Source organism: Methylibium petroleiphilum PM1, assembly GCF_000015725.1.
GTDB classification, from domain to species: Bacteria; Pseudomonadota; Gammaproteobacteria; order Burkholderiales; family Burkholderiaceae_C; genus Methylibium; species Methylibium petroleiphilum.
On record NC_008825.1, the window covers coordinates 1,749,615 to 1,771,439 of the forward strand.

19 protein-coding genes are annotated in these 21,825 nt (G+C 66.9%); 16 read left to right on the forward strand and 3 right to left on the reverse strand.

Features of this window, described 5'->3' with window-relative positions:
* Positions 1-17: 17 nt before the first annotated feature.
* The 6 genes from guaA to MPE_RS08200 all read left to right on the forward strand — a co-directional run bounded on the left by guaA (position 18) and on the right by MPE_RS08200 (position 9,984).
* Entirely contained in the window at positions 18-1,622 is a 1,605-nt protein-coding gene (guaA, locus tag MPE_RS08175; protein ID WP_011829221.1) for a glutamine-hydrolyzing GMP synthase, read from the forward strand.
* Between the two features lie 218 nt (positions 1,623-1,840).
* On the forward strand, positions 1,841-3,241 hold the full coding sequence (locus tag MPE_RS08180) for a tyrosine-type recombinase/integrase (RefSeq protein WP_011829222.1): 1,401 nt from the start codon (positions 1,841-1,843) through the stop codon (positions 3,239-3,241).
* A 119-nt stretch (positions 3,242-3,360) separates the two neighbouring features.
* A complete protein-coding gene (locus MPE_RS22725; RefSeq protein WP_148210915.1) occupies positions 3,361-3,783 on the forward strand; it encodes a hypothetical protein in 423 nt (140 codons plus the stop codon).
* A 71-nt stretch (positions 3,784-3,854) separates the two neighbouring features.
* The gene (locus MPE_RS08190; protein ID WP_011829224.1) at positions 3,855-5,171 is read left to right on the forward strand and encodes a TolC family protein; all 1,317 of its coding nucleotides are present in this window, start codon (positions 3,855-3,857) and stop codon (positions 5,169-5,171) included.
* Entirely contained in the window at positions 5,168-6,796 is a 1,629-nt protein-coding gene (locus MPE_RS08195) for an efflux RND transporter periplasmic adaptor subunit (protein ID WP_011829225.1), read from the forward strand. Before MPE_RS08190 ends, MPE_RS08195 begins: the two co-directional genes overlap by 4 nt.
* Positions 6,793-9,984 (forward strand): efflux RND transporter permease subunit, encoded by a 3,192-nt coding sequence (locus MPE_RS08200; protein ID WP_011829226.1) that lies wholly within the window; start codon positions 6,793-6,795, stop codon positions 9,982-9,984. Before MPE_RS08195 ends, MPE_RS08200 begins: the two co-directional genes overlap by 4 nt.
* Before the next feature lie 101 nt (positions 9,985-10,085).
* Here MPE_RS08200 and MPE_RS23245 read toward each other — a convergent pair whose 3' ends face one another.
* Positions 10,086-10,526 carry a DUF4148 domain-containing protein gene (locus MPE_RS23245; protein WP_011829227.1) on the reverse strand — a complete coding sequence of 147 codons (441 nt, stop codon included), beginning with the start codon at positions 10,524-10,526 and terminating at the stop codon, positions 10,086-10,088.
* Positions 10,527-10,682: 156 nt separating this feature from the next.
* Between MPE_RS23245 and MPE_RS08210 the strand changes: the two genes are divergently transcribed.
* The 10 genes from MPE_RS08210 to MPE_RS08245 all read left to right on the forward strand — a co-directional run bounded on the left by MPE_RS08210 (position 10,683) and on the right by MPE_RS08245 (position 18,715).
* Entirely contained in the window at positions 10,683-11,369 is a 687-nt protein-coding gene (locus tag MPE_RS08210; protein ID WP_011829228.1) for a heavy metal response regulator transcription factor, read from the forward strand.
* Complete coding sequence (locus MPE_RS08215; protein ID WP_011829229.1) at positions 11,366-12,727, forward strand: heavy metal sensor histidine kinase; 1,362 nt, start codon at positions 11,366-11,368, stop codon at positions 12,725-12,727. Before MPE_RS08210 ends, MPE_RS08215 begins: the two co-directional genes overlap by 4 nt.
* Before the next feature lie 164 nt (positions 12,728-12,891).
* Complete coding sequence (locus MPE_RS23920) at positions 12,892-13,335, forward strand: hypothetical protein (RefSeq protein WP_011829230.1); 444 nt, start codon at positions 12,892-12,894, stop codon at positions 13,333-13,335.
* Between the two features lie 170 nt (positions 13,336-13,505).
* Positions 13,506-13,847, forward strand: a complete 342-nt coding sequence (locus MPE_RS23925) for a hypothetical protein (RefSeq protein ID WP_148210916.1) — start codon at positions 13,506-13,508, stop codon at positions 13,845-13,847.
* Positions 13,848-13,885: 38 nt separating this feature from the next.
* Positions 13,886-15,325 carry a TolC family protein gene (locus MPE_RS08220; protein ID WP_011829232.1) on the forward strand — a complete coding sequence of 480 codons (1,440 nt, stop codon included), beginning with the start codon at positions 13,886-13,888 and terminating at the stop codon, positions 15,323-15,325.
* Between the two features lie 32 nt (positions 15,326-15,357).
* Positions 15,358-16,782 (forward strand): multicopper oxidase family protein, encoded by a 1,425-nt coding sequence (locus MPE_RS08225; protein WP_041929595.1) that lies wholly within the window; start codon positions 15,358-15,360, stop codon positions 16,780-16,782.
* A gap of 71 nt (positions 16,783-16,853) precedes the next feature.
* Complete coding sequence (locus MPE_RS08230; RefSeq protein ID WP_011829234.1) at positions 16,854-17,399, forward strand: cupredoxin domain-containing protein; 546 nt, start codon at positions 16,854-16,856, stop codon at positions 17,397-17,399.
* On the forward strand, positions 17,396-17,878 hold the full coding sequence (locus tag MPE_RS08235) for a DUF411 domain-containing protein (protein ID WP_011829235.1): 483 nt from the start codon (positions 17,396-17,398) through the stop codon (positions 17,876-17,878). The genes MPE_RS08230 and MPE_RS08235 overlap by 4 nt, the downstream gene beginning before the upstream one ends.
* Entirely contained in the window at positions 17,875-18,246 is a 372-nt protein-coding gene (locus MPE_RS08240) for a copper-binding protein (protein ID WP_011829236.1), read from the forward strand. Before MPE_RS08235 ends, MPE_RS08240 begins: the two co-directional genes overlap by 4 nt.
* 88 nt (positions 18,247-18,334) lie before the next feature.
* A complete protein-coding gene (locus tag MPE_RS08245; RefSeq protein WP_011829237.1) occupies positions 18,335-18,715 on the forward strand; it encodes a hypothetical protein in 381 nt (126 codons plus the stop codon).
* 29 nt (positions 18,716-18,744) lie between these two features.
* Here MPE_RS08245 and cueR read toward each other — a convergent pair whose 3' ends face one another.
* Together cueR and MPE_RS08255 are read right to left on the reverse strand one after the other, a co-directional pair.
* Positions 18,745-19,218 (reverse strand): Cu(I)-responsive transcriptional regulator, encoded by a 474-nt coding sequence (cueR, locus tag MPE_RS08250; RefSeq protein WP_083767954.1) that lies wholly within the window; start codon positions 19,216-19,218, stop codon positions 18,745-18,747.
* A gap of 2 nt (positions 19,219-19,220) precedes the next feature.
* Positions 19,221-21,674, reverse strand: a complete 2,454-nt coding sequence (locus MPE_RS08255; protein ID WP_011829239.1) for a heavy metal translocating P-type ATPase — start codon at positions 21,672-21,674, stop codon at positions 19,221-19,223.
* Positions 21,675-21,825 lie beyond the last annotated feature (151 nt).

Genomic DNA, 21,825 nt, shown 5'->3' on the forward strand with positions numbered 1-21,825 from the left:
GTCTCGAGCCCTCCACCATGCACGACAAGATCCTCATCCTCGACTTCGGTTCCCAGGTCACGCAGCTGATCGCAAGGCGCGTCCGCGAGGCGCATGTGTACTGCGAGATCCACCCGAACGACGTGTCGGACGAGTTCATCCGCGAGTTCGCGCCGAAGGGCATCATCCTGTCGGGCAGCCACGCCAGCACCTACGAGGACCACGACCTGCGCGCCCCGCAGGCGGTGTGGGAGCTGGGCGTGCCGGTGCTCGGCATCTGCTACGGCATGTTCACGATGGTGGTCCAGCAGGGCGGCGAGGTTGAGGCCAGCGCGCACCGCGAGTTCGGCTACGCCGAGGTGAGGGCGCATGGCCACACCCGGCTGCTGCAGGGCATCGAGGACTTCAGCACCCCTGAGGGCCATGGCATGCTGAAGGTGTGGATGAGCCACGGCGACAAGGTCACCAAGCTGCCGCCCGGCTTTAAGCTGATGGCCAGCACGCCGAGCTGCCCGATCGCCGGCATGGCCGACGAATCGCGCGGCTACTACGCGGTGCAGTTCCACCCCGAGGTCACGCACACGGTGCAGGGGCGCGCGCTGCTGGAGCGCTTCGTGCTCGAGATCGCGAAGGCGCAGCCCGACTGGGTGATGAAGGATCATGTCGCCGAGGCGGTGGCGGCGATCCGTGCGCAGGTGGGTGACGAGGAGGTGATCCTCGGCCTGTCGGGTGGCGTGGACTCCAGCGTGGCGGCGGCGCTGATCCACCGCGCCATCGGCGACCGGCTGACCTGCGTGTTCGTCGATCACGGCCTGCTGCGCCTGAACGAAGGCGACATGGTGATGGAGATGTTCGCCGGCAAGCTGCACGCGAAGGTGGTCCGCGTCGATGCCGCCGAGCTGTTCATGAACGAGCTGGCCGGCGTGGCCGACCCCGAGGCCAAGCGCAAGATCATCGGCCGGCTGTTCGTCGATGTCTTCAAGGCCGAGGCGGCCAAGCTCAAGGCGAGCGGCGCGGGGCACCGCGGCGCGACCTTTCTGGCGCAGGGCACGATCTACCCGGACGTCATCGAGTCGGGCGGTGCCAAGACCAAGAAGGCCACCACGATCAAGAGCCACCACAACGTCGGCGGCCTGCCCGAGCAGCTCGGCCTGAAGCTGCTCGAGCCGCTGCGCGACCTGTTCAAGGACGAGGTGCGCGAGCTGGGCGTGGCCCTGGGCCTGCCGCACGACATGGTCTACCGCCATCCCTTCCCGGGCCCTGGCCTGGGCGTGCGCATCCTCGGCGAGGTGAAGAAGGACTACGCCGACCTGCTGCGCCGCGCCGACGCGATCTTCATCGAGGAGCTGCGCAACACCGTCGACCCGGCCTCCGGCAAGACCTGGTACGAGCTCACCAGCCAGGCCTTCGCGGTCTTCCTGCCGGTCAAGAGCGTGGGCGTGATGGGAGACGGTCGCACCTACGACTACGTGGTCGCGCTGCGCGCGGTGCAGACCAGCGACTTCATGACCGCCGACTGGGCCGAACTGCCCTATGCGCTGCTCAAGCGCACCTCGGGCCGCATCATCAACGAGGTGCGCGGCATCAACCGCGTGACCTACGACGTGAGCAGCAAGCCGCCAGCGACGATCGAGTGGGAATGAGCCAGAATGGCTCGACAGCGTTCGGCGAGGTTCGCCGGTTCGCAAATTCCCGTTATCTGACAATGGGTTAGCGTTCAATGTGGTTCGTCGGCGTTCATCGTCGACCGAGCTCAAGTGACGGTATCCGTGACGGTGTTTGCGCTGCTACGCTGAAGCCGCCCGAAAAATACCGTCAGACGGGCTGACGGTATCGGGTGACGGTATCGGTGAGGCCCCCCATGTCAGTCGTGCGACGCCTGGACGAAGCTGCGCAAGCCATCCCCTTGCGGGCGCGATCACTCACGGATCTCCAGCTCAAGGCCCTGAAGCCGCGGGACAAGGCCTACAAGGTCAGCGACCGGGACGGGCTGTACGCCTACGTGGCGCCGTCGGGGACCGTCAGCCTGCGGTACGACTACCGCATCGGCAGGCGCCGCGAGACCCTGACCCTCGGTCGCTACGACGCCACCGCTCCGGCGCGGGTGCCTCGGTCCCTGGACGTGCTCGAGTACGGCATGGGCCTGTCCCTGGCCGAGGCGCGACTGCTGCTGACCAAGGCGAAGCGCGCGCTCGAGCAAGGCGTGTCGCCTTCGCGCGCGAAGGCCGAGCAGAAGGCGGCGGAATCCGACGCCCTCACGTTCGGCAAGTGGGCCGAGCGCTACTTCGAGTTCAAGGGTGATCCCAAGAGCAAGGGCGAGCAGCTGGCCGACAGTACGCTCGCCATGCGTCGCTCAACCTACAAGCGCGCGCTGGAGAAGCCCCTGGGCAAACTGATGCTGGAGGAGATCACACCCAACCGGCTGGCGGCCCTGTGCGACGACATCAAGGCGCAGCGTGGCCCGGCGGTGGCGGTGCACGCCCGCGAGATCGTCCTGATGGTCTACCGACACGTCCAGCGCAAGGGGATCGAAGTGCCGAACCCGGCCGAACGGGTGCAGGCGAGCGCCATCGCCCGCTTCGAGCCGCGCGATCGTGCGCTGTCTCCGAGCGAGCTGCGCCTGTTCCTCGCGGCGCTGGACCAGTGCGCGACGATGCCGACGCTGCGGCTGGCCGTGCGCTTTGTGCTGCTGACCGGCGTTCGCAAGGGCGAGTTCATCGGTGCGACGTGGGACGAGATCGTCTTCGACACCGAGACCTGGACGATTCCGTCGCGCCGGATGAAGGGTGGCAGGGCCCACGTGGTCTATCTCAGCGACCAGGCGATGGACATCCTGACGACGCTGCGGTCGTGCTTCTCGGCAAGCCGCTACCTTCATCCCGGCCGGTATGACAGCGACCTGCCGATCAGCGACGCGACCCTGAACCGGGTCATCGCGATGGCGATCCGTGGCATTCAGGCGACCGCTCCGGAGTTTCAGCCGTTCACCGTGCACGACCTGAGGCGGACCTTCAGCACCTCGCTGAACCGGGCCAAGTTCGACGAGCGCTGGATCGAGATGGCGCTGGCGCACGTGCCCCGGAACCGCATCGCCGCGACGTACAACGTGGCCCGCTATGCGGCCGAGCGCCGGATCATGATGCAGGCCTGGGCCGACATGCTCGACCTTTGGGAGAAGGGCGAGTCGGCCAAGGAAGTGATCTTGAAGGCGAAGCAGGCAGCCTCCGAGGTGACCGACTTCGAGTTGGAAGACGATCTTTGACCGATCTGGACTGGAGCGGCGGACCCGCTCGCACCACCCGGGGCAGGACAGCGAAAGCCCGTTCCTCCCGCTGGGCTCGAATCGAGCACGCCTGGGCAGCTTCGGCTATCGTGGCGGACGTGAACTTCAGCAAGCGCCTTCGTGCCCGCCTCATCGGCATCCTGTCGATGGCCTTGCTGTTTTCCCAGATCGCTGTCACCGCCTACGCCTGTCCGGCCCTGGGCGAGCGCGCCGACACGGGCGCTGCCGACATCGCAGCCATGGCAGGAATGCCCTGCGCGGAGATGATGGCCGCCGGGGAGCCACTCGATCCCGAGCAGCCGACGCTGTGCATGCAGCACTGCCAGTTCGGGTCGACCTCGCACGTGGTCGATCACGTGCCGTCGGTGTTCGCTCCGGTGACTGCTTTCCCCGCGTTGTTCACCGTCTCCTTCGACGAACGGTTCCACCTCGCCCTTCGTTCCTGGGCCGAGGACGACCGCCTGCGGGACCGACCGCCGCCTCTCGCGCACAGCATCGCGCACTGCTGCTATCGCATTTGATCTCCTGAAGTTGCCCGCTTGAGGGTTCGCGGCGCTGCCGCGGCCACGCTTGCCGAACTTCAGGAGTTCCCATGGATTCGCACATCCTCAGGAGGCCGCAAGGCCTTCGACTGGCGTTGTCGCCCGTGCCGGTGTTGGTGCTGTCGCTGGCACTCGGCAGCTGCCCCGCCTTCGCTCAGACCTCGCTCTCGCTCGAACGCGCGGTCGCCGACGCGGCCGCGCGTTCGCCGCTCGTGAGCGCCTCCGACTCGCAGGCTAGAGCCGCGCGCGAGATGGCCGTGGCAGCGGGCCAGTTGCCCGATCCCGTGCTCAAGCTCGGCCTCAACAACCTGCCGGTCGATGGGCCTGACCGCTACAGCGTCACCCGCGACTTCATGACGATGCGCTCGGTCGGGGTGATGCAGGAGCTGACCCGGGCCGACAAGCGCAAGGCCCGGGCGGGTCGCAGCCAGCGCGAGGTGGAACTTGCGCAGGTGGCACGCCAGGCCACCATTGCAGACGCGCAGCGGGACGCAGCGACGGCCTGGCTCCAACGCTCGTACCTGGAGTCGATGCGAGACCTGATGCAGGCGCAACTGACCCAGGCGGAACTCCAGGTCCAGGCTGCGGAGACGCTGTACCGCAGCGGCAAAGGCTCGCAGGCCGAGGTCTTCTCTGCCCGCGGATCGGTGGAGCAGCTTCGTGACGCGCTGGCGCAGGTCGACCGTCAGGTCGCGGTCGCGACCCTTCAGCTGGGTCGGTGGGTGGGCGAGGGTGCCCAGCAGCCGCTGGAGCCGCGTCCCGTGCTCGCGCTGCCTGCCTGGATCGAGGGCGCCCTGGCGGAGCATCTGGCCCAGCACCCGCAGATCGCCGCCGCGGCGCAACAGGAGGCCATCGCCGACAGCGATGCCGCCTTGGCGCGCGCCGAGCGGTCGTCCGACTGGAGCGTCGAGCTGATGTACAGCCAGCGCGGCCCGGCGTACTCCAACATGGTGTCGATCAATCTCTCGGTCCCGCTGCAGTGGGACCGGAAGAACCGGCAGGACCGGGAACTGGCCGCGAAGCTGGCCGGCATCGACGAGGCGCGTGCCCGCCGCGAGGAGCTTCAGCGTGCGCACGAAGCCGAGGTGCGCGCGATGCTGCAGGAGTGGCGCAGCCACGAGGACCGCCTGCGGCGCTACGACGCTTCGCTGCTGCCCCTGGCCAGCCAGCGCAGCGAAGCCGCCATCGCGTCCTACCGCGCCGGGTCCGGTCCGCTGACCGCCGTGCTCGATGCCCGCCGCAACGAGGTCGATGTGCGCCTGGAGCGCCTGCGCATCGAGATGGACCGTGCCCGCATCTGGGCTCAGCTGAACTACCTGCTGCCGTCGCACGACAGCGCCCAAGACAAGCCGGAGGCGGCCCGATGAACACTCGACAGATCCTGTGGACGGTCGGCGCCGTTTCTGCGCTGGCCCTGGGCGGCTATGCGCTCTACCAGCTCGGCATGCAGCGCGGCATGGGGCACTCGGCAACAGGGCCGGCCGACCCGGCGAGCCCGTCCCCAGCCGAAGACCCGACGAGCAGCATCGCCGCTGGCGAAGCCGCGACACGGCGCCACATCAAGGCCGGCATCAAGGCGGGCGATGTCGATCCCGCCACCGGCAAGCCGGTCCTTTACTACCACGACCCGATGGTGCCGGGCAAACGCTTCGACGCGCCGGCCAAGTCGCCCTTCATGGACATGATGCTGGTGCCGGTTTACGGCGGTGCCGGTGGCGAAGACCAGGGCACGGTCACCGTGAGTCCGCGCATCCAGCAGAACCTGGGTGTGCGCACGGCCGAGGTCGTGGAGGGCACGTTGCAGCCCATGGTCAGCGCCGTCGGCAGCATCGCCTGGAACGAGCGCGACCAGTCGGTGGTGCAGGCAAGGGCGACGGGCTACATCGAGAAGCTGCATGTGCGGGCAACGCTCGACCGCGTGCGCGCAGGCCAGCCCTTCGCCGACATCTACGTGCCCGAGTGGGTCGCAGCCCAGGAGGAGTACCTCGCTGTCAAGCGTTTCGCGAAGGATGATGCGGGGCTGGCAGCAGCAGCACGCCAGCGCCTGCTGCTGGCCGGCATGAGCGAGGCGCAGGTCGTGCGCGTCGATGCGGCGAGCACCGTGCAGCCGCGCATCACGCTGGTAGCACCGTCGAGCGGCGTGGTCGCCGAACTGGTCGCCCGCGAGGGCATGACGGTGAGTCCGGGGATGATGCTGGCGCGCATCAACGGCCTGGCCGCTGTCTGGGCGAATGCCGAGCTGCCCGAGAGCCAGGCCGCGCTCGTGCGGCCCGGCAGCCAGGTCGAAGCGCGCAGCCCCGGCGTCCCGGGGGCGGTGTTCCGCGGCACCGTCCAGGCGCTGCTGCCCGAGGTGAACGCGACCACGCGCACCCTGAAGGCGCGCGTGCAGTTCGCCAACCCCGAGGACCGGCTGGTGCCGGGCCTCTTCGTCACGATGCAGTTCATGGACATGCGTGCCCAGAAGGCCATGCTGGTGCCGACCGAGGCCGTGATCCAGACCGGCCGGCGCGCGGTGGTGATGGTGGCTGAGGAGGGCGGGCGGTTTGCGCCGGTCGATGTGGAGACCGGTCTGGAAATCAGTGGCCAGACCGAAATCAAACGCGGTCTGAAGGCAGGCCAGCGTGTCGTCGTCTCGTCGCAGTTCCTGATCGACTCCGAAGCCAGCCTGAAGGGTGTCGAGGCGCGGCTGAACAACCAGCCGGCGCCGACGGCAGCCAACACCGCCCAGCGCCACAGCGCGCAGGGGCTGATTGAGTCGCTGGACCGGGAGAGCGTCACGCTCAGCCACGGCCCCATCCCGAGCGTCGGCATGGGCGCGATGACGATGGAGTTCAAGCTGCCGCCGCCCAATCGGCTGCCCCGTGGCCTGGCGGTGGGTGACCGCGTCGATTTCGAGTTTTACGTCGACCCGACCGATGGCCCGACGGTACTCACGCTGACGTTGCTGCCGCCGGCAGCTCCCGCTGCCGCCGCGCCGGGAGCTTCGCGATGATCGCCGAGCTGATCCGCTGGTCCATCGTCAACCGCTTCCTCGTGCTGCTGGCGACGGTGATCGTCACAGCCTGGGGCCTGTGGGCCGTGCAGCGCACGCCGCTGGACGCGCTGCCCGACCTGTCGGACGTGCAGGTCATCATCCGCACGCCGTACCCAGGGCAGGCCCCTCGCATCGTCGAGAACCAGGTCACCTACCCGTTGACGACGACGATGCTGTCGGTGCCCGGCGCCAAGGTCGTGCGCGGCTACTCGTTTTTCGGCGACAGCTTCGTCTATGTGCTGTTCGACGACGGCACCGACCCGTACTGGGCGCGCTCGCGGGTGCTGGAGTACTTGAACCAGGTGCAGTCACGCTTGCCCGCCGCTGCGAAGCCCGCGCTCGGGCCGGATGCGACCGGCGTGGGCTGGATCTACCAGTACGCGCTGGTGGACCGCAGCGGCACGATGGACGCGGGGCAACTACGCGCGCTGCAGGACTGGTTCCTGAAGTACGAGCTGAAGACGGTGCCGAACGTGGCCGAGGTGGCGTCGGTCGGTGGCATGGTGCGCCAGTACCAGGTGCTGCTCGATCCGGACAAGCTGGCGGCCTACAACGTGCCGCATGGCGCCGTGATCGACGCGATCCGCAACGCCAACCAGGAGGCCGGCGGCTCGGTGCTCGAGCTGGGCGAAGCGGAGTACGTGGTGCGCGCCTCGGGCCTGCTGGCGACGTTGGACGACTTCCGCAAGATCCCCTTGAGCGCCACCGATGCCGGCGTCAGCGTGCGACTGGGCGACGTGGCGCGCATCCAGGTGGGGCCCGAGATGCGCCGCGGCATCGGCGAGCTCGACGGGGAGGGCGAGGCCACCGGTGGCGTGATCGTGATGCGCTCGGGCAAGAACGCGCTGGAGACGATTGCAGCCGTCAAGACCAAGATCGCATCGCTGCAGGCCAGCCTGCCGAAGGGCGTGGAGATCGTGCCGACCTACGACCGCTCCAGCCTGATCGAACGGGCCGTCGAGAACCTCAGCCACAAGCTGATCGAGGAGTTCATCGTCGTCGCGCTGGTGTGCGTGGTATTCCTGTTCCACCTGCGCTCGGCGTTTGTCGCCATCGTCACGCTGCCGCTCGGCATCCTGGCGAGTTTCATCGTCATGCACTACCAGGGGGTGAACGCCAACGTGATGTCGCTCGGTGGCATCGCCATCGCCATCGGCGCGATGGTCGATGCGGCGGTGGTGATGATCGAGAACGCGCACAAGCACATCGAGGCCTGGCGTCACGAGCACCCGGGCGAGGATTTGAAGGGTGAGGCGCAATGGCGCGTCGTCGGCGACGCCGCGGTCGAGGTCGGCCCGGCGCTGTTCTTCTCGCTGTTGATCATCACGCTGAGCTTCATCCCGGTGTTCACGCTGGAGGCGCAGGAAGGGCGGTTGTTCTCACCGCTGGCCTACACCAAGACCTATGCGATGGCGGCATCGGCCGGGCTCGCGGTGACGCTGGTGCCGGTGCTGATGGGTTACCTGATCCGCGGCCGCATCCCCGACGAGCGGCGCAACCCGCTGAACCGCGCGCTAATCGCCATCTACCGGCCGCTGCTCGACGGTGTGCTGGCGTGGCCGAAGGCGACGATCGCGGTGGCGCTGCTGCTGCTCGCCAGCACCGCCTGGCCGATCCTGAAGATCGGCGGCGAGTTCATGCCGCCGCTGGACGAGGGTGACCTGCTCTACATGCCGACCGCGCTGCCGGGGCTGTCGGCCGGCAAGGCCGCCGAGCTGCTGCAGCAGACCGATCGGCTGATCAAGACGCTGCCGGAAGTGCAATCGGTCTACGGCAAGGCCGGCCGCGCCGAGACCGCCACCGACCCGGCGCCGATGGAGATGTTCGAGACCACGATCCAGTTCAAGCCGAAGGACCAGTGGCGTGATGGCATGACGAGCGACCGGCTGGTCGAGGAGCTGGACCGCATCGTCAAGGTGCCGGGGCTGTCAAACATCTGGGTGCCGCCGATCCGCAACCGCATCGACATGCTGGCCACCGGCATCAAGAGCCCGGTCGGAGTGAAGGTGGCCGGCACCGACCTGGCCGAGATCGACCGCATCGCCAGTGAGGTCGAGAAGGCGGTGAGGGGCGTGCCCGGCGTCAGCAGCGCGCTGGCGGAAAGGCTGACGGGTGGGCGCTACGTCGACGTCAACATCAACCGCGACACGGCGGCGCGCTACGGCATGAACATCGCCGACGTGCAATCGGTCATCAGCACCGCGGTCGGCGGCGACAACGTCGGCGAGACGGTCGAGGGCCTGCAGCGCTTCCCGATCAACGTGCGCTACCCACGGGAAGTGCGCGATTCATTGGAGAAGCTGCGCAAGCTGCCGTTCGTCACCCCGCGTGGTGCGCGCATCGTGTTGTCCGACGTGGCCGAGCTTCGCATCAGCGACGGCCCGCCGATGCTGCGCAGCGAGAACGCACGCCTGGCCGGCTTCGTCTACGTCGACATCCGTGGGCGCGACCTGAAGTCCGCAGTGATCGACATGCAGAAGGTGGTGGCCGAGCAGGTGAAGCTGACACCGGGCTACTCGGTCTCGTGGTCGGGTCAGTTCGAGTTCCTGGAACGCGCGACGGCCAAGCTCAAGGTCGTCGTGCCCTTCACACTGGGCATCATCGTCGTGCTGCTCTACCTGACCTTCCGCCGCTTCGACGAGGCGCTGCTGATCCTGGCCACGCTGCCGTTTGCGCTGATCGGGGGCTTCTGGCTGCTCTACCTGCTGGGCTACAACCTGAGCGTGGCGGGCGCCATAGGCTTCATCGCGCTGGCCGGCGTGGCGGCCGAGTTCGGCGTCATCATGCTGCTCTACCTGAAGCAGGCCTGGGAGGCGCGGTTGGCGCGCGGGCTGAGCAGCGATGCCGATCTCATGGATGCGATCCGCGAAGGCGCCGTGCTGCGCGTGCGACCGAAGGCGATGACGGTGGCCGTCATCATTGCCGGCCTGGTGCCCATCATGTTCGGCGGCGGCACAGGCTCCGAGGTGATGCAGCGCATTGCCGCGCCGATGGTCGGCGGTATGGTGACTGCGCCACTGCTGTCGATGTTCGTTGTGCCGGCGATCTACCGGCTGGTTCGCAGACGCAGGCGCGCCAGTGCTGGCGAAGCCGCCGCCGTTCCCGGCAAATCTTCAATCCCGACTCCGGCGCCGTCAGCAGCATGAGTACGATTGGCCGAAGGTGGCCGAAGCACACTTCGACTACGGCCCCGTCTTCGCGACTTCGTTGGCTGCAAGCGCGACCTCGTGTGTGGCCGGCTGCGCATTCAGCGCCGGCCAATCATGCGGAACTGCAGCTTCTCCTCAAGCGTCAGATTGAGAACCTCGTTGCGAACCTCCTCGCGCGTCCTGCCCGGGCCAGAGTTCTTGACCGGGACGGGGAGACCTCGCTCCAGATACCAGAGCGACCCGTCCTTGCGTGCAGCGTCAAGTTCCTGAATCACTTCGGCGCGCGACTTTCCGGGACCGGGGTTCTTGACCGGGACCGGAAGACCGTGATTCAGATACCAGAGCGACCCGTCCTTGCGCGCCGCCTCAAGTTCCTGGATCACTTCGGCGCGGGTTCTGGTGCTCTTGCTGTACTCGGGGTGAAAAGTGGCATCACCGTCGCCGACCGGGGCGTGCCACGGCGCCGTTGCCGACGCCATTCCGGGTGCTGCGAGTGCCGCGGCAACGGCTACCAGGGCCAAACTCTTGATGATGCTCATGATGTGTTTCCTTCCGTCTGATTGCACCCGGCTGTAGGGCCCGAGCTGTGCCGATGGGCACAACGCAACCTTAGGAAACACCCACCGACCAGAGGCCGACTTGCAGATGACAAATTCGTCACCTTGGCAGCTCGGCATGGCGCACAAAATGCAACCATGAAACTGCTTGTAGTCGAGGACGAGGTCAAGCTCGCCGAATACTTACGCAAAGGCCTCACCGAGTCGGGGTACGTGGTCGACGTGGCCCATGACGGCATCGACGGCCTGCACCTTGCCATGGAAGGCAACTACGACCTGCTGGTGCTCGACAGCATGCTGCCCGGCATCGACGGCCTGGCGCTGCTCGCAGCCTTGCGCAGGTCCAAACATACCCCGGTGCTGATGCTGACGGCACGGGTCCACGTCGATGACCGCGTGCGGGGCCTGCAAGGGGGCGCGGACGACTACCTGACCAAACCCTTTGCCTTCACTGAACTTACCGCGCGCATCCAGGTGTTGCTTCGACGCGCGGCTCCAAGTCAATCAGCGTCTGAGCCAACGCTGCTCCGCATCGCCGACCTTGAAGTGGACCTGCTGCGTCGCAAGGCGGTGCGAGCGGGCCAGCGCCTGGACCTGACAGCCAAGGAGTTCAGCCTTCTGGCGCTGCTGATGCGACGGCAAGGCGAAGTGCTGTCACGCACCGAACTGGCCGCACAGGTGTGGGACATGAACTACGACAGCGAGACGAACGTCGTCGAGGTGGCGATCCGCCGCCTGCGCAACAAGTTCGATGCACCCTTCGAACAGGTTCTCCTGCACACGGTCCGGGGCATGGGCTACGTGCTCGAGGAGCGCCAACCTTGAGCCGGCCGACCGTCCGCTCGCTGGGGCGCCGGCTTTCGTGGTGGCTGGCCCTGCAGACGCTGATCGGGCTCGGCACGGTCTGCGCAGCGGTGTACGCCGTCGCCGCGATGAGCCTGTCCAACCGCCAGGCAGAGTCATTGACGCAAAAGCAGGCGCTGATCCGGCATGTGCTCGCAGAGGCTGAAGCGGACCGCGATCTGGGTGAACTCAAGCACAGGCTCGACGACTTTCTGCTGGGCCATGAGGATCTGACGTTGACGCTTCAGGCCGGCGCCGATGTGCCGCTCTACCGGTCCAGCACCGTGGAGTCGGCGCTTGCCAAGCGAGTTTCGACATTCGAGGTGCCCTTCGCCTGGCAGGGTGCGCGGTCGATCAGGGCGACACTGACCCTCGACGCACGGTCCGATGCCCAACTGTTGCAGCGGCTGGCCATCACGCTCGTCGGTGCCGCCGCTGTCGGTGCGGCACTGGTGTCCTTCGGAGGGTTCCGGTTGGTGCGGCGCGGCCTGGCCCCCGTTCGAGACCTGGTCGAACAGACCCGCCACCTGGCCGCTGACTCGTTGCGCCAACGTCTGGATGGTTCGAGACAGCCCGAAGAGTTGCAGCCGCTTGTCGAGCAGTTCAATGCGTTGCTGCAACGCCTGAATCAGGCCTATGAACAACTGGAGGGGTTCAACGCCGACGTTGCCCACGAACTGTGCACGCCGTTGACCACGCTGATCAGCGCCACCGAGCTGGCCCTTCGCAAGACCCGCGGCGTCGAAGAAATGCGCGAGGTCTTGGGCTCCAACCTGGAGGAGCTTCGGCGGCTGGCGGGCATCGTCCACGACATGCTGTTTCTGTCTCACGCGGACCGCGGAGCCACCGCTCGCCGCGAACCCACGGCAAGCCTAGCCTCCCTCGCCGCCACCGTCGTGGAGTACCACGAGGCGGCCTTTGAAGAGGCCAGCCTCAAGGTGGAGATCGTCGGCGATGCCGCCTGCGAAGTCGATGTCGCGCTGGTACGGCGGGCCCTGTCCAACCTCGTTGGAAACGCTACGCGCTACGCAACCCCAGCGTCCGCTGTGCGAATTGAGATCAGCGAGATTGGCGCCGGGCAAATGCGCATCGCAGTTGTGAACCAAGGGCAGGCAATTGCCTCCGAACAGATACCGCGCCTGTTCGACAGGTTCTATCGGGGCGACAGCGCCCGACGCGACGCAGACGCGCATCACGGCCTGGGTTTGGCCATCGTGGCAGCGATTGCGCGCATGCACGGTGGCCGACCGGTTGCGCAATCTGAAGGCGGAATCACGTCGATCGGAATGACGCTGGTTGCCGAGCGCTGCACACCGACAACCCGGCCATGCACACCCTGACCACCCCTGCGAGGCGGAAGCGGGCACCGGAAGATGACAAATCTGTCATCTTGATGACGGGCCTGTGTCGGGCCTGCTCTTCTACATTGAACCGCCCAGACAAGTGGTTGGGGCGGAGAAGTCTTTGTTCGCGCACAGCAATCGTGCTGCAGTAAAGTAGAGGGATGGATGTGTTGATCCGAGCGCTTCTGATCTGGTTGTTGGTGCTGGCAGTTCCCGCCCAGGGTGCTGCGGCCGCGACCATGGCGTTCTGCGGTCCCAATCACCATGGCGGCGGTCCTGCCGCGCAGATGCGAACGGCTGCACCTTCCAACCACTCGCATCACGACGGTGCCATCGCCGCAGAGCACGAGCATCCTCAGGCTGAGGCTCAGGCTCAGGCGGACAAGGGCTCGTCAGCCTCGGCGGCCTCTGCCAAAGTCAGCGATGCCAGCAAGCACAAGTGCAGCGCCTGCGCTTCCTGCTGCTCGGCGGGGGCGATCCTGAGCTCAGTGCTGGCTGTACCGGCACCCGTTTTCACCCCCACGGTGTTTTCCACCGTGGTGCCAGGCGTCGACACCTTCGCCGCCGACGGCCCCGACCGCCCCCCCCGAATCGTTCTCGCCTAGCTGGCGAGCTCGCCGCGTGCGCTGATACGCGGGTTCTCGCCAGGCTCTGTCTCTCCTTTGCCGCGCATGCGGCACTGGAGCTCCCCAGACTTTGACGCGAGGACATCATGGTCCATTCCATTTGTATTCCTGTGCCAGCAGTGCACGGGCGGTGGCGCACGCCATCCGCAATGCGATCCGCGCTGCTCGCGGCCTCGTTGCTCGCCACGCTGACAGTTCAGGCGCAACCGGCTGCAAAAGCCGCCAGGCCCGATCCGCTCGATCCGAAGGCCAGCGTGCCCGCTCTGAGCTACGTGTCGTCGTTCTCCCAGTACCGGTTGCTGGGCGAAGAAAAGCCAGTCTCCTGGCGCGACGCTAACGACACCGTCACCCGCATTGGTGGCTGGCGTGTCTATGCCCGCGAGGCCCAGCAACCTGACCCGGCACCTGCGTCACCCGCCGCATCTGCTGCGGTACCCACTGACAAGGCCAAGCCCATGCCCGCCGGGCATGGTGGCCACAAGATGCCATGAAGCCCAGCCCGATGAACCTCGCCATGAACCGCGGTGCTATGCCACCGCACCCTGCAAGCAGGCGCGCACCAGCCGCCGCACGTCCGCAGCGCTTGCTGGCCGTGCTCATCAGCGCTGCCGTGCTCGGCGGGTGCGCCTCGTTCAGCCCCGATGGCGGCTTCGCAGCGGTGGAGAAGACCGCCAAGGACCGACTGGGCAAGGACGTGCAATGGGCCCGCTCAGACGCCGATCAGGACAGCATCGCCAAGCGTGTCGGCGAACTGTTGTCCAAGCCGTTGACCGTGGACGATGCCGTGCAGGTGGCCTTGCTGAACAACCGCGGGTTGCAGGCCGACTTCCAGGACCTTGGCGTCACCGAGGCCGAGGTCGTGCAGGCCGGGCGCCTACCGAACCCGGGCTTCAGCTTCGGGCGTTCCAGCCGCGGCGACGAGCGAGAGATCGAGCGCGGCCTGCATTTCAACCTGGCGCGCTTGGTAGCAATGCCGCTGATCGGCCGCATGGAAGCGCGCCGCTTTGAGCAAGTGAAGGGGCGCGTGGCGATGAGCGTGCTGTCGCTGGCCGCCGACACGCGCAAGGCTTACTTCACAGCGCTGGCGGCGGAAGAGACCGTTCGCTACATGCGGCAGGTGAAGCAGGCGGCCGACGCCAGCGCCGAACTGGCCCGGCGCATGGAGCAGGTCGGCAACTTCAACAAGCTGCAGCGTGCGCGGGAACAGTCGTTCTATGCCAATGCCGCGCTGCAGCTGGCCCGGGCGGAGCAGGCCCAGCGCTCGACGCGTGAGCGCCTGGTGCGGTTGCTCGGCGTCTGGGGGACCCAGACCGCGTTCGCTTTGCCCGAACGGCTGCCCGACCTGCCGCCGTCGCCACTTGAGCTGCCCGATGTCGAGCAGGTGGCCCTGGCCCAGCGGCTGGACGTGCAAGGCGCCAAGCAAGCGGCGGAACAGACGGCGAGCAACCTGGGTTTGACGAGAACCACGCGCTTCGTCAACGTGCTGGAACTGGGCGTGATGCGCAACAGCTCGAACGAAGAGCCGACCCAGCGCGGCTGGGAGATCGGCTTGGAGTTGCCGCTGTTCGACTGGGGCGGTGCGCGTGCGGCGCGTGCCGAGGCGGTGTACATGCAGACGCTTCATCGCGCCGCCGAGACTGCGATCAACGCGCGATCCGAGGTGCGCGAGGCCTACACCGGCTACCGCTCGGCTTACGACATCGCACGGCACCACCGCGACGAAGTCGTGCCGCTGAACCAGCGCATCGCCGAGGAGAACGTGCTTCGCTACAACGGCATGTTGATCGGCGTGTTCGAACTGCTGGCCGACGCCCGCACGCAGATCGCCAGCGTGAACGCCTCCATCGAAGCGCTGCGCGACTTCTGGATCGCGCAGGCCGACCTCGACATGGCGCTGATCGGCAAACCCAGCCTGGCCGCAGCAGCCGGCCCCGCGATGGCGGCCGAAGCCGCCGGCGCAGGGCATTGAACATGAAGGACGTCCTCATGAACGAAAGACACATGCTTTCCCGACGCAAGATGCTCGGCGGTGCTGGCGCCATCAGTGCTGCAGTTGCTGCCGCCTCCGTCAGCAAGGTGGCCATGGCCGCGCTGCCCGAGCCGGTCATCCAGACCAAGCCCGACACCATGCCGCCGCTGGTGCCGAACACCGGGCGCCCCTACAACCCCGTCGTCACGCTCAACGGCTGGACGCTGCCCTGGCGCATGAACAACGGCGTCAAGGAGTTCCACCTGGTCGCCGAACCCGTGGTGCGCGAGATGAGCCCCGGCTTCAAGGCCCACCTGTGGGGCTACAACGGCCAGAGCCCGGGGCCGACCATCGAGGTGGTGGAAGGCGACCGCGTGCGCCTCTTCGTCACCAACAAGCTGGGTGAGCTGACCAGCATCCACTGGCACGGCCAGCGGCTGCCCAACGGCATGGACGGCGTGACGGGGCTGAACCAGCCCGGCATCCCGCCCGGCAAGACCTATGTCTACGAGTTCGTCGCACGCCGTCCTGGCACCTTCATGTACCACCCGCATGCCGACGAGATGGTGCAGATGGCGATGGGGATGATGGGCTTCTGGATCACGCATCCGAAGGGCAAACACCCGCTGATCGACGAGGTCGACCGCGACTTCTGCTTCCTGCTCAACGCCTACGACATCGACCCCGGCGCCGCCACGCCGAAGATCATGACGATGCTCGACTTCAACCTGTGGAGCTGGAACAGCCGCATCTTCCCGGGCATCGACCCGCTGGTGGTGCGGCACATGGACAAGGTGCGCATCCGGGTCGGCAACCTGACCATGACCAACCACCCCATCCACCTGCACGGACACGAGTTCCTGATCACCGGCACCGATGGCGGGCCGACCCCCAAGAGCACGCGCCAGTACGAGGTGACGGCCGACATCGCGGTGGGGCAGATGCGGCAGATGGACTTCCTGGCCGACGAGGAGGGTGACTGGGCATTCCATTGCCACAAGAGCCACCACACGATGAACGCGATGGGCCACGACGTGCCGACCATGATCGGCGTGGACCATCGCGGTGTGGCCAAGCAGATCACCAAGCTCATCCCCGACTACATGGTGATGGGCGAGCGCGGCATGAAGGACATGACCGAGATGGAGATGCCGCTGCCCGACAACACCGCGGCCATGATGGCTGGTACCGGGCCGTTCGGCGCTGTCGGCATGGGCGGCATGTTCAGCGTTGTGAAGGTGCGCAAGGACCAGAAGCGGGGCGACTACAGCGACCCGGGTTGGTACCAGCACCCGCCGGGCACGGTGGCCTACGAGTTCACCGGGGCCTTGCCGGACCCGGCGCGCTTCAAGGCCGATGTGAGCCCGGGGCCAGGCTCCATGCCTTCGATGGCCAAGCCCGCTCAGGACGTTGAGGTCAAGGTGCGCAAGCCTGCCGGCGGCCACTCGGGCCATTGAGGGGCGCGCATGGACCGCAGCACGCGCACCACCGCCATCACATCCGATCACCACACCCCAAGGAGACTCAAATGAACGACCTGACGGGAAGCCCGCTCGCCCGCCGCGCCGCCATCACGCGCATGGCGGCGGCCGCCGCTGCCGCGGCGCTGCCCCTGTTCGCCCCGGCTGCGCGTGCCCACACCGACAAGCCCCACGCCCCCAAGAAGGGGCCTGTCGTCAAGGAGCAGAAGGACTGGGGCATTGCCGGCGATGCCAAAGCTGCCAAGCGCAGCATCGAGGTCGGCATGGCCGACAACATGCGCTTCACGCCCGCGCGCATCGAGGTCCGGCAAGGCGAGACGGTGAAGTTCGTGGTCCGCAACACGGGCAAGGTGATGCACGAGTTCGTCATCGGCACCAAGGCCGAGAACGGCAAGCACGCTGAGATGATGGTCAAGTTCCCGAACATGGAGCACGACGAGCCGTACATGGCGCATGTCCCGCCCGGCAAGACCGGCGAGATCGTCTGGACCTTCAACCGTGCCGGCGAGTTCGAGTTCGCCTGCCTGATCGCCGGTCACTACCAGGGCGGCATGGTGGGCACGATCATGGTCGCGCCGGCGGGCAAGGCATGAAGCGCCGTCACGCACTGGCTTCCTTGCTCAGCGCGGGTGGACTGCTGGCGATCCCTGGGGTGTTGCAAGCGCAGGGCCAGACGGTGTTCGTCGAGGTCTGGAAGAGCCCAACCTGCGGATGCTGCAAGGACTGGATCACCCACCTCGAGGTGAGTGGTTTCCGCGTCAAGGTCAACGATGTCGGCAACACCGCAGCGCGTACTCGGCTGAAAGTTCCCATGAAGCTTGGCTCGTGCCACACGGCTCTGGTCGGCCGTTATGCCATCGAGGGCCACGTCCCCGCAGTCGACATACGCCGGCTGCTGAAAGAACGCCCCGACGCGATCGGCCTGGCCGTGCCGGGCATGCCGGTCGGCTCACCGGGTATGGACGGTCCTGCTTTCGACAACCTGCAGGACCCCTACGACGTGCTGCTCATCGCCCAAGATGGCAGTACCCAGATTTTCAACAGCTACTTCAAGCAAAAGGAACGCTCATGAACCACTCAAAAACCTTCGTTCGCGCCACTGGCCTCGCTCTGCTGATTTCGGCCGTACTTGGATCGCCCGCCTGGGCTGCCAGCCACCAGGGCGGCCACGGTGCCCATGGTGATCATGGCAAGCCGATGGCGCAGGCCGCCGCGGGCGACATGACCGATGGCGAGGTGCGCAAGGTGGACAAAGACGGTGGCAAGCTGACGCTCAAGCACGGCGACATCAAGAGCCTGGACATGCCGGCGATGACGATGGTCTTCACGGTCAAGGACAAGGCGATGCTCGACAAGCTGAAGGCCGGCGACAAGATCAAGTTCAAGGCCATCAACGACGCGGGCAAGTTCACCGTCACCGAAATGCAGATGGCACAGTAAGGTAGCGTCGGGCCCGCCCGCGGTGGGCGGGCTCGGTCTTCCCAACGACGGTTGACGGCCCAGGCAGCCACCGATCAGAAAGAAAACCATGAAGCAGTTCCGAGCCTGCGGCGTGCTGGCCATGCTGGCACTTTCCGGTGTGGCCTTGGCCTCCAGCCACATCGTCGACATCGCGTGGTCCTCCGACGGCCGCTTTGCTCACAACACGCAGATTGCGGCCGGCAAGTTCGTCGAGGCCTGCGGCAAGCTGGCGGTGGGCGAGGGTGTGCGCTGGAACTTCGCGGCCACAGCGCCGGTGGACTTCAACATCCACTATCACGTCGGCAAGGAGGCCGTGTTCCCGGCCAAGCAGGCACAGGTCAGCAGCGGCGGCGACACGCTGAAAGTCACGGTGGCGCAGGACTACTGCTGGATGTGGACGAACAAGGGCAGTGCCCCGGTGAGCTTGACGGTCGACCTGGCGCGCTGAACTCGCTTTGCTGCCACCGGCAGCGTCGATCAGGTCGCCCGGCGCCGCGCGCGCCCCGGTTGCAGTCCGGCGGTCCTGCCGGCTGCGTGATGCGCCACGGCCGCTGGCGCGACTCCCTCGTGGGCGAGCGAGTCGATGATCGGGCAGTCGGGCCGATCGTCACCGTGGCAGCAGTGCACCAGGTGCTCGAGCGTCGCCTTCATCGACTGCAACTCGTTCAGCTTTTCGTCGAGTTCTTCGATATGCGCCTGCGCCAAGGCACGCACCTGCCGGCTCGGGCGCTTGCGGTCTTGCCAAAGGCCGAGCAAATCGCGAATCTGCTCGATCGAAAATCCGAGGTCGCGCGACTGGCGCACAAAGCGCAGCGTGCCGACTTCCTTGGCGGTGTACTGCCGGTAGCCGGAATCGGTGCGTGCCGCCTCGGGGAAGAGCCCGACGCTCTCGTAGTGGCGAATCATCTTCGCCGAGACACCAGAAGCTTTCGAGGCTTCGCCGATGTTCATGCTCATCGCTGCTCTCCCAAGGCTGCCACGATTCGTGGCTGCTGGTTTGTCGGCTGCGCCGAATGCTCGTTGGCGACCCCGTGCCAGCGGCGCAGCGTCAGCGCGTTCAGCACCACGCTGACGCTGCTGAAGGCCATCGCGGCACCGGCGATGACCGGGTTCAGCAGGCCCAGTGCTGCGAGGGGAATGCCGAGCACGTTGTAGCCGAAGGCCCAGAACAGGCCCTGCTTGATTTTCGAGTAGGTGCGGCGCGAGATGTCCAGCGAGTCGGCCACCAGCCTCGGGTCGCCGCGCATCAGCGTGATGCCGGCGGTCTCGGTCGCCACGTCGGCGCCGCCCGCCATCGCGTATGACACCGAAGCGGCAGCCAGCGCCGGTCCGTCGTTCAGGCCATCGCCGACGAAGGCCACCACTTCGCCGGCGTCGCGCAGTTCCTTGACGATGGCGGCCTTGTCGCCCGGCAGCACCTCGGCGCGCACCTCGGCGATGCCCAGTTCTTTCGCGACGGCGTCGGCTGCGCCGCGGTTGTCTCCGGTCAACATCACGGTGCGGATGCCGAGCTGATGCAGCCGCGACACGGCTTGCGCCGCGGCCGGCTTCACCGTGTCGCCGAAGGCCAGGAGACCGAGCAGACGACGCTGGGCAACATCGGACTGGACCAGCCACGACACGGTCTGGCCCTGCCGCTCCAGCCGTTGCGCTTCAGCATGCAAGCCGCCTTCTTCAAGACCCAGCTCGCGCAGCATGCGCGTGCTGCCCAGGGCCAGCGTCTGGCCACGCACCGCGCCCTGCACCCCGCGCCCCGGCAGCGCCTGGGCATCGTGCGCCTCGGGCACCAGCAGGCGCTCATGGCGAACCTGGTCCATCACGGCCACGGCGAGCGGATGGCTGCTCGACTTCTGCAGCGCAGCGGCCAGCCGCAGCACATCGTCCCGGGTCGAACCTACCGCTGCCACCACGGCAGCGAGCAACGGCTTGCCTTCGGTGAGCGTGCCGGTCTTGTCGAACGCGACCACGGTGACGGCGTGTGCGACCTCCAGCGCTTCGGCGTCCTTGATGAGGATGCCGTGGCGCGCAGCGACGCCGGTGCCGGCCATGATGGCCGTGGGCGTGGCCAGACCCAGCGCACACGGGCAAGCGATGACCAACACCGCGACAGCGTTGATGAGCGCATGCTCCCAATCACCCGTAAAGCCGAACCATCCCAGGAACGTGAGCAGTGCGATGACCAGCACCACGGGAACGAACACCGCGCTCACGCGGTCCACGATGCGCTGGATGGGAGCCTTCGCGGCCTGAGCCGATTCGACCATGCGGATGATGCGGGCCAGCGTCGTCTCGGCGCCGATGGCCGTCGTGCGGACGGTCAGAGCGCCTTCGGCATTGATCGCGCCGCCGGTCACTTTGTCGCCCACGCCCTTGGCCACCGGCAGGCTTTCGCCGGTGATGAGCGACTCATCAATGTGGCTGCGGCCTTCGACGATCTCGCCGTCGACGGCCACGCGGTCTCCGGGGCGCACGATGACGAGGTCGCCGACCACGACGTGTTCCACCGGAAGGTCCAACTCGACTTCACCACGGCGCACGCGGGCGGTGGTCGGCCGCAGCGCGTTCAGCGCCCGGATGGCATCGGCCGTCTGCCGCTTCGCGCGCTGCTCGAGCCACTTCCCCAGCAGCACCAGCGTGATGACGGCTGCGGAGGCTTCGAAGTACAGGTGCGGCATGCCATGCGCGGCATGCTTGAAGAGCAGGTAGACAGATAGCCCGTAGGCCGCCGAAGTGCCCAAGGCCACCAGCAGGTCCATGTTGCCGGTCTTGGCGAGCAAGGCCTTCCAGCCCGCGCGGTAGAAGCGCCAGCCGAGCCAGAACTGCACCGGGGTTACGAGGGCCAGTTGGAGCCAGCCATCCAGCATCCAGTCGATGCCGAAGAGCTGCAGCAGCATCGGCAGGACCAGGGGCAGCGTCAACGCGCCGCTCACGGCCACCGGCCACCAGGCCGGCAAACGGGCAGCCGGCTGCGACTTCGCGTCCTGAACGTCCTTCGCGCTGTAGCCGGCCTTCTCGATCGCGGCCTTCAGCGCTGCGACCGACACGGTCGACAGCGCCTGGATGTTTGCCTTTTCAGTCGCAAGATTCACCGTGGCGCCGGATACGCCGGGGATCTTTCGCAGCGCCTTCTCGACGCGAGACACGCACGAGGCGCAGGTCATGCCTTCGACCAGCAGCGTGGTTTCGGTCGTTGCCAGGTCGTAGCCGGCTTTGCGCACGGCAGCGGCCAGCGTGTCGGCCGTCACTGCAGGGTCGGCGCTCACGACGGCTTGTTCGGTCGCCAGGTTGATGCTGGCTTGCCTGACGCCGGGGACAGCCTTGAGCGACTTCTCGACGCGCATGACGCAGGAGGCGCAGGTCATGCCCGTGACCTGAAGCTTGATGTCGGACAGTGCGGCGGTGTTCATGGATGCCTCGGGAAGTTGTTCGATCTTGTGCATCGTCAAGGTTCTAACGATGGCAAGGTCAACACCCGCCGGCGGATTCTGCCTTGTGCAATCGTGGACTTCTGGAATCGGCGCTTGACCTTCCAACAGTAGGAGGGTGGAGAGTCAAGCC

Excerpts from the sequence above, each read along its gene's own strand:
- guaA (WP_011829221.1), top strand. The coding sequence starts at position 18 with ATGCACGACAAGATCCTCATCCTCGACTTCGGTTCCCAGGTCACGCAG.
- MPE_RS08180 (WP_011829222.1), top strand. The coding sequence starts at position 1,841 with ATGTCAGTCGTGCGACGCCTGGACGAAGCTGCGCAAGCCATCCCCTTG.
- MPE_RS08190 (WP_011829224.1), top strand. The coding sequence starts at position 3,855 with ATGGATTCGCACATCCTCAGGAGGCCGCAAGGCCTTCGACTGGCGTTG.
- MPE_RS08195 (WP_011829225.1), top strand. The coding sequence starts at position 5,168 with ATGAACACTCGACAGATCCTGTGGACGGTCGGCGCCGTTTCTGCGCTG.
- MPE_RS08200 (WP_011829226.1), top strand. The coding sequence starts at position 6,793 with ATGATCGCCGAGCTGATCCGCTGGTCCATCGTCAACCGCTTCCTCGTG.
- MPE_RS23245 (WP_011829227.1), bottom strand. The coding sequence starts at position 10,526 with ATGAGCATCATCAAGAGTTTGGCCCTGGTAGCCGTTGCCGCGGCACTC.
- MPE_RS08210 (WP_011829228.1), top strand. The coding sequence starts at position 10,683 with ATGAAACTGCTTGTAGTCGAGGACGAGGTCAAGCTCGCCGAATACTTA.
- MPE_RS23920 (WP_011829230.1), top strand. The coding sequence starts at position 12,892 with ATGGATGTGTTGATCCGAGCGCTTCTGATCTGGTTGTTGGTGCTGGCA.
- MPE_RS23925 (WP_148210916.1), top strand. The coding sequence starts at position 13,506 with ATGCGATCCGCGCTGCTCGCGGCCTCGTTGCTCGCCACGCTGACAGTT.
- MPE_RS08220 (WP_011829232.1), top strand. The coding sequence starts at position 13,886 with ATGCCACCGCACCCTGCAAGCAGGCGCGCACCAGCCGCCGCACGTCCG.
- MPE_RS08225 (WP_041929595.1), top strand. The coding sequence starts at position 15,358 with ATGCTTTCCCGACGCAAGATGCTCGGCGGTGCTGGCGCCATCAGTGCT.
- MPE_RS08230 (WP_011829234.1), top strand. The coding sequence starts at position 16,854 with ATGAACGACCTGACGGGAAGCCCGCTCGCCCGCCGCGCCGCCATCACG.
- MPE_RS08235 (WP_011829235.1), top strand. The coding sequence starts at position 17,396 with ATGAAGCGCCGTCACGCACTGGCTTCCTTGCTCAGCGCGGGTGGACTG.
- MPE_RS08240 (WP_011829236.1), top strand. The coding sequence starts at position 17,875 with ATGAACCACTCAAAAACCTTCGTTCGCGCCACTGGCCTCGCTCTGCTG.
- MPE_RS08245 (WP_011829237.1), top strand. The coding sequence starts at position 18,335 with ATGAAGCAGTTCCGAGCCTGCGGCGTGCTGGCCATGCTGGCACTTTCC.
- cueR (WP_083767954.1), bottom strand. The coding sequence starts at position 19,218 with ATGAACATCGGCGAAGCCTCGAAAGCTTCTGGTGTCTCGGCGAAGATG.
- MPE_RS08255 (WP_011829239.1), bottom strand. The coding sequence starts at position 21,674 with ATGAACACCGCCGCACTGTCCGACATCAAGCTTCAGGTCACGGGCATG.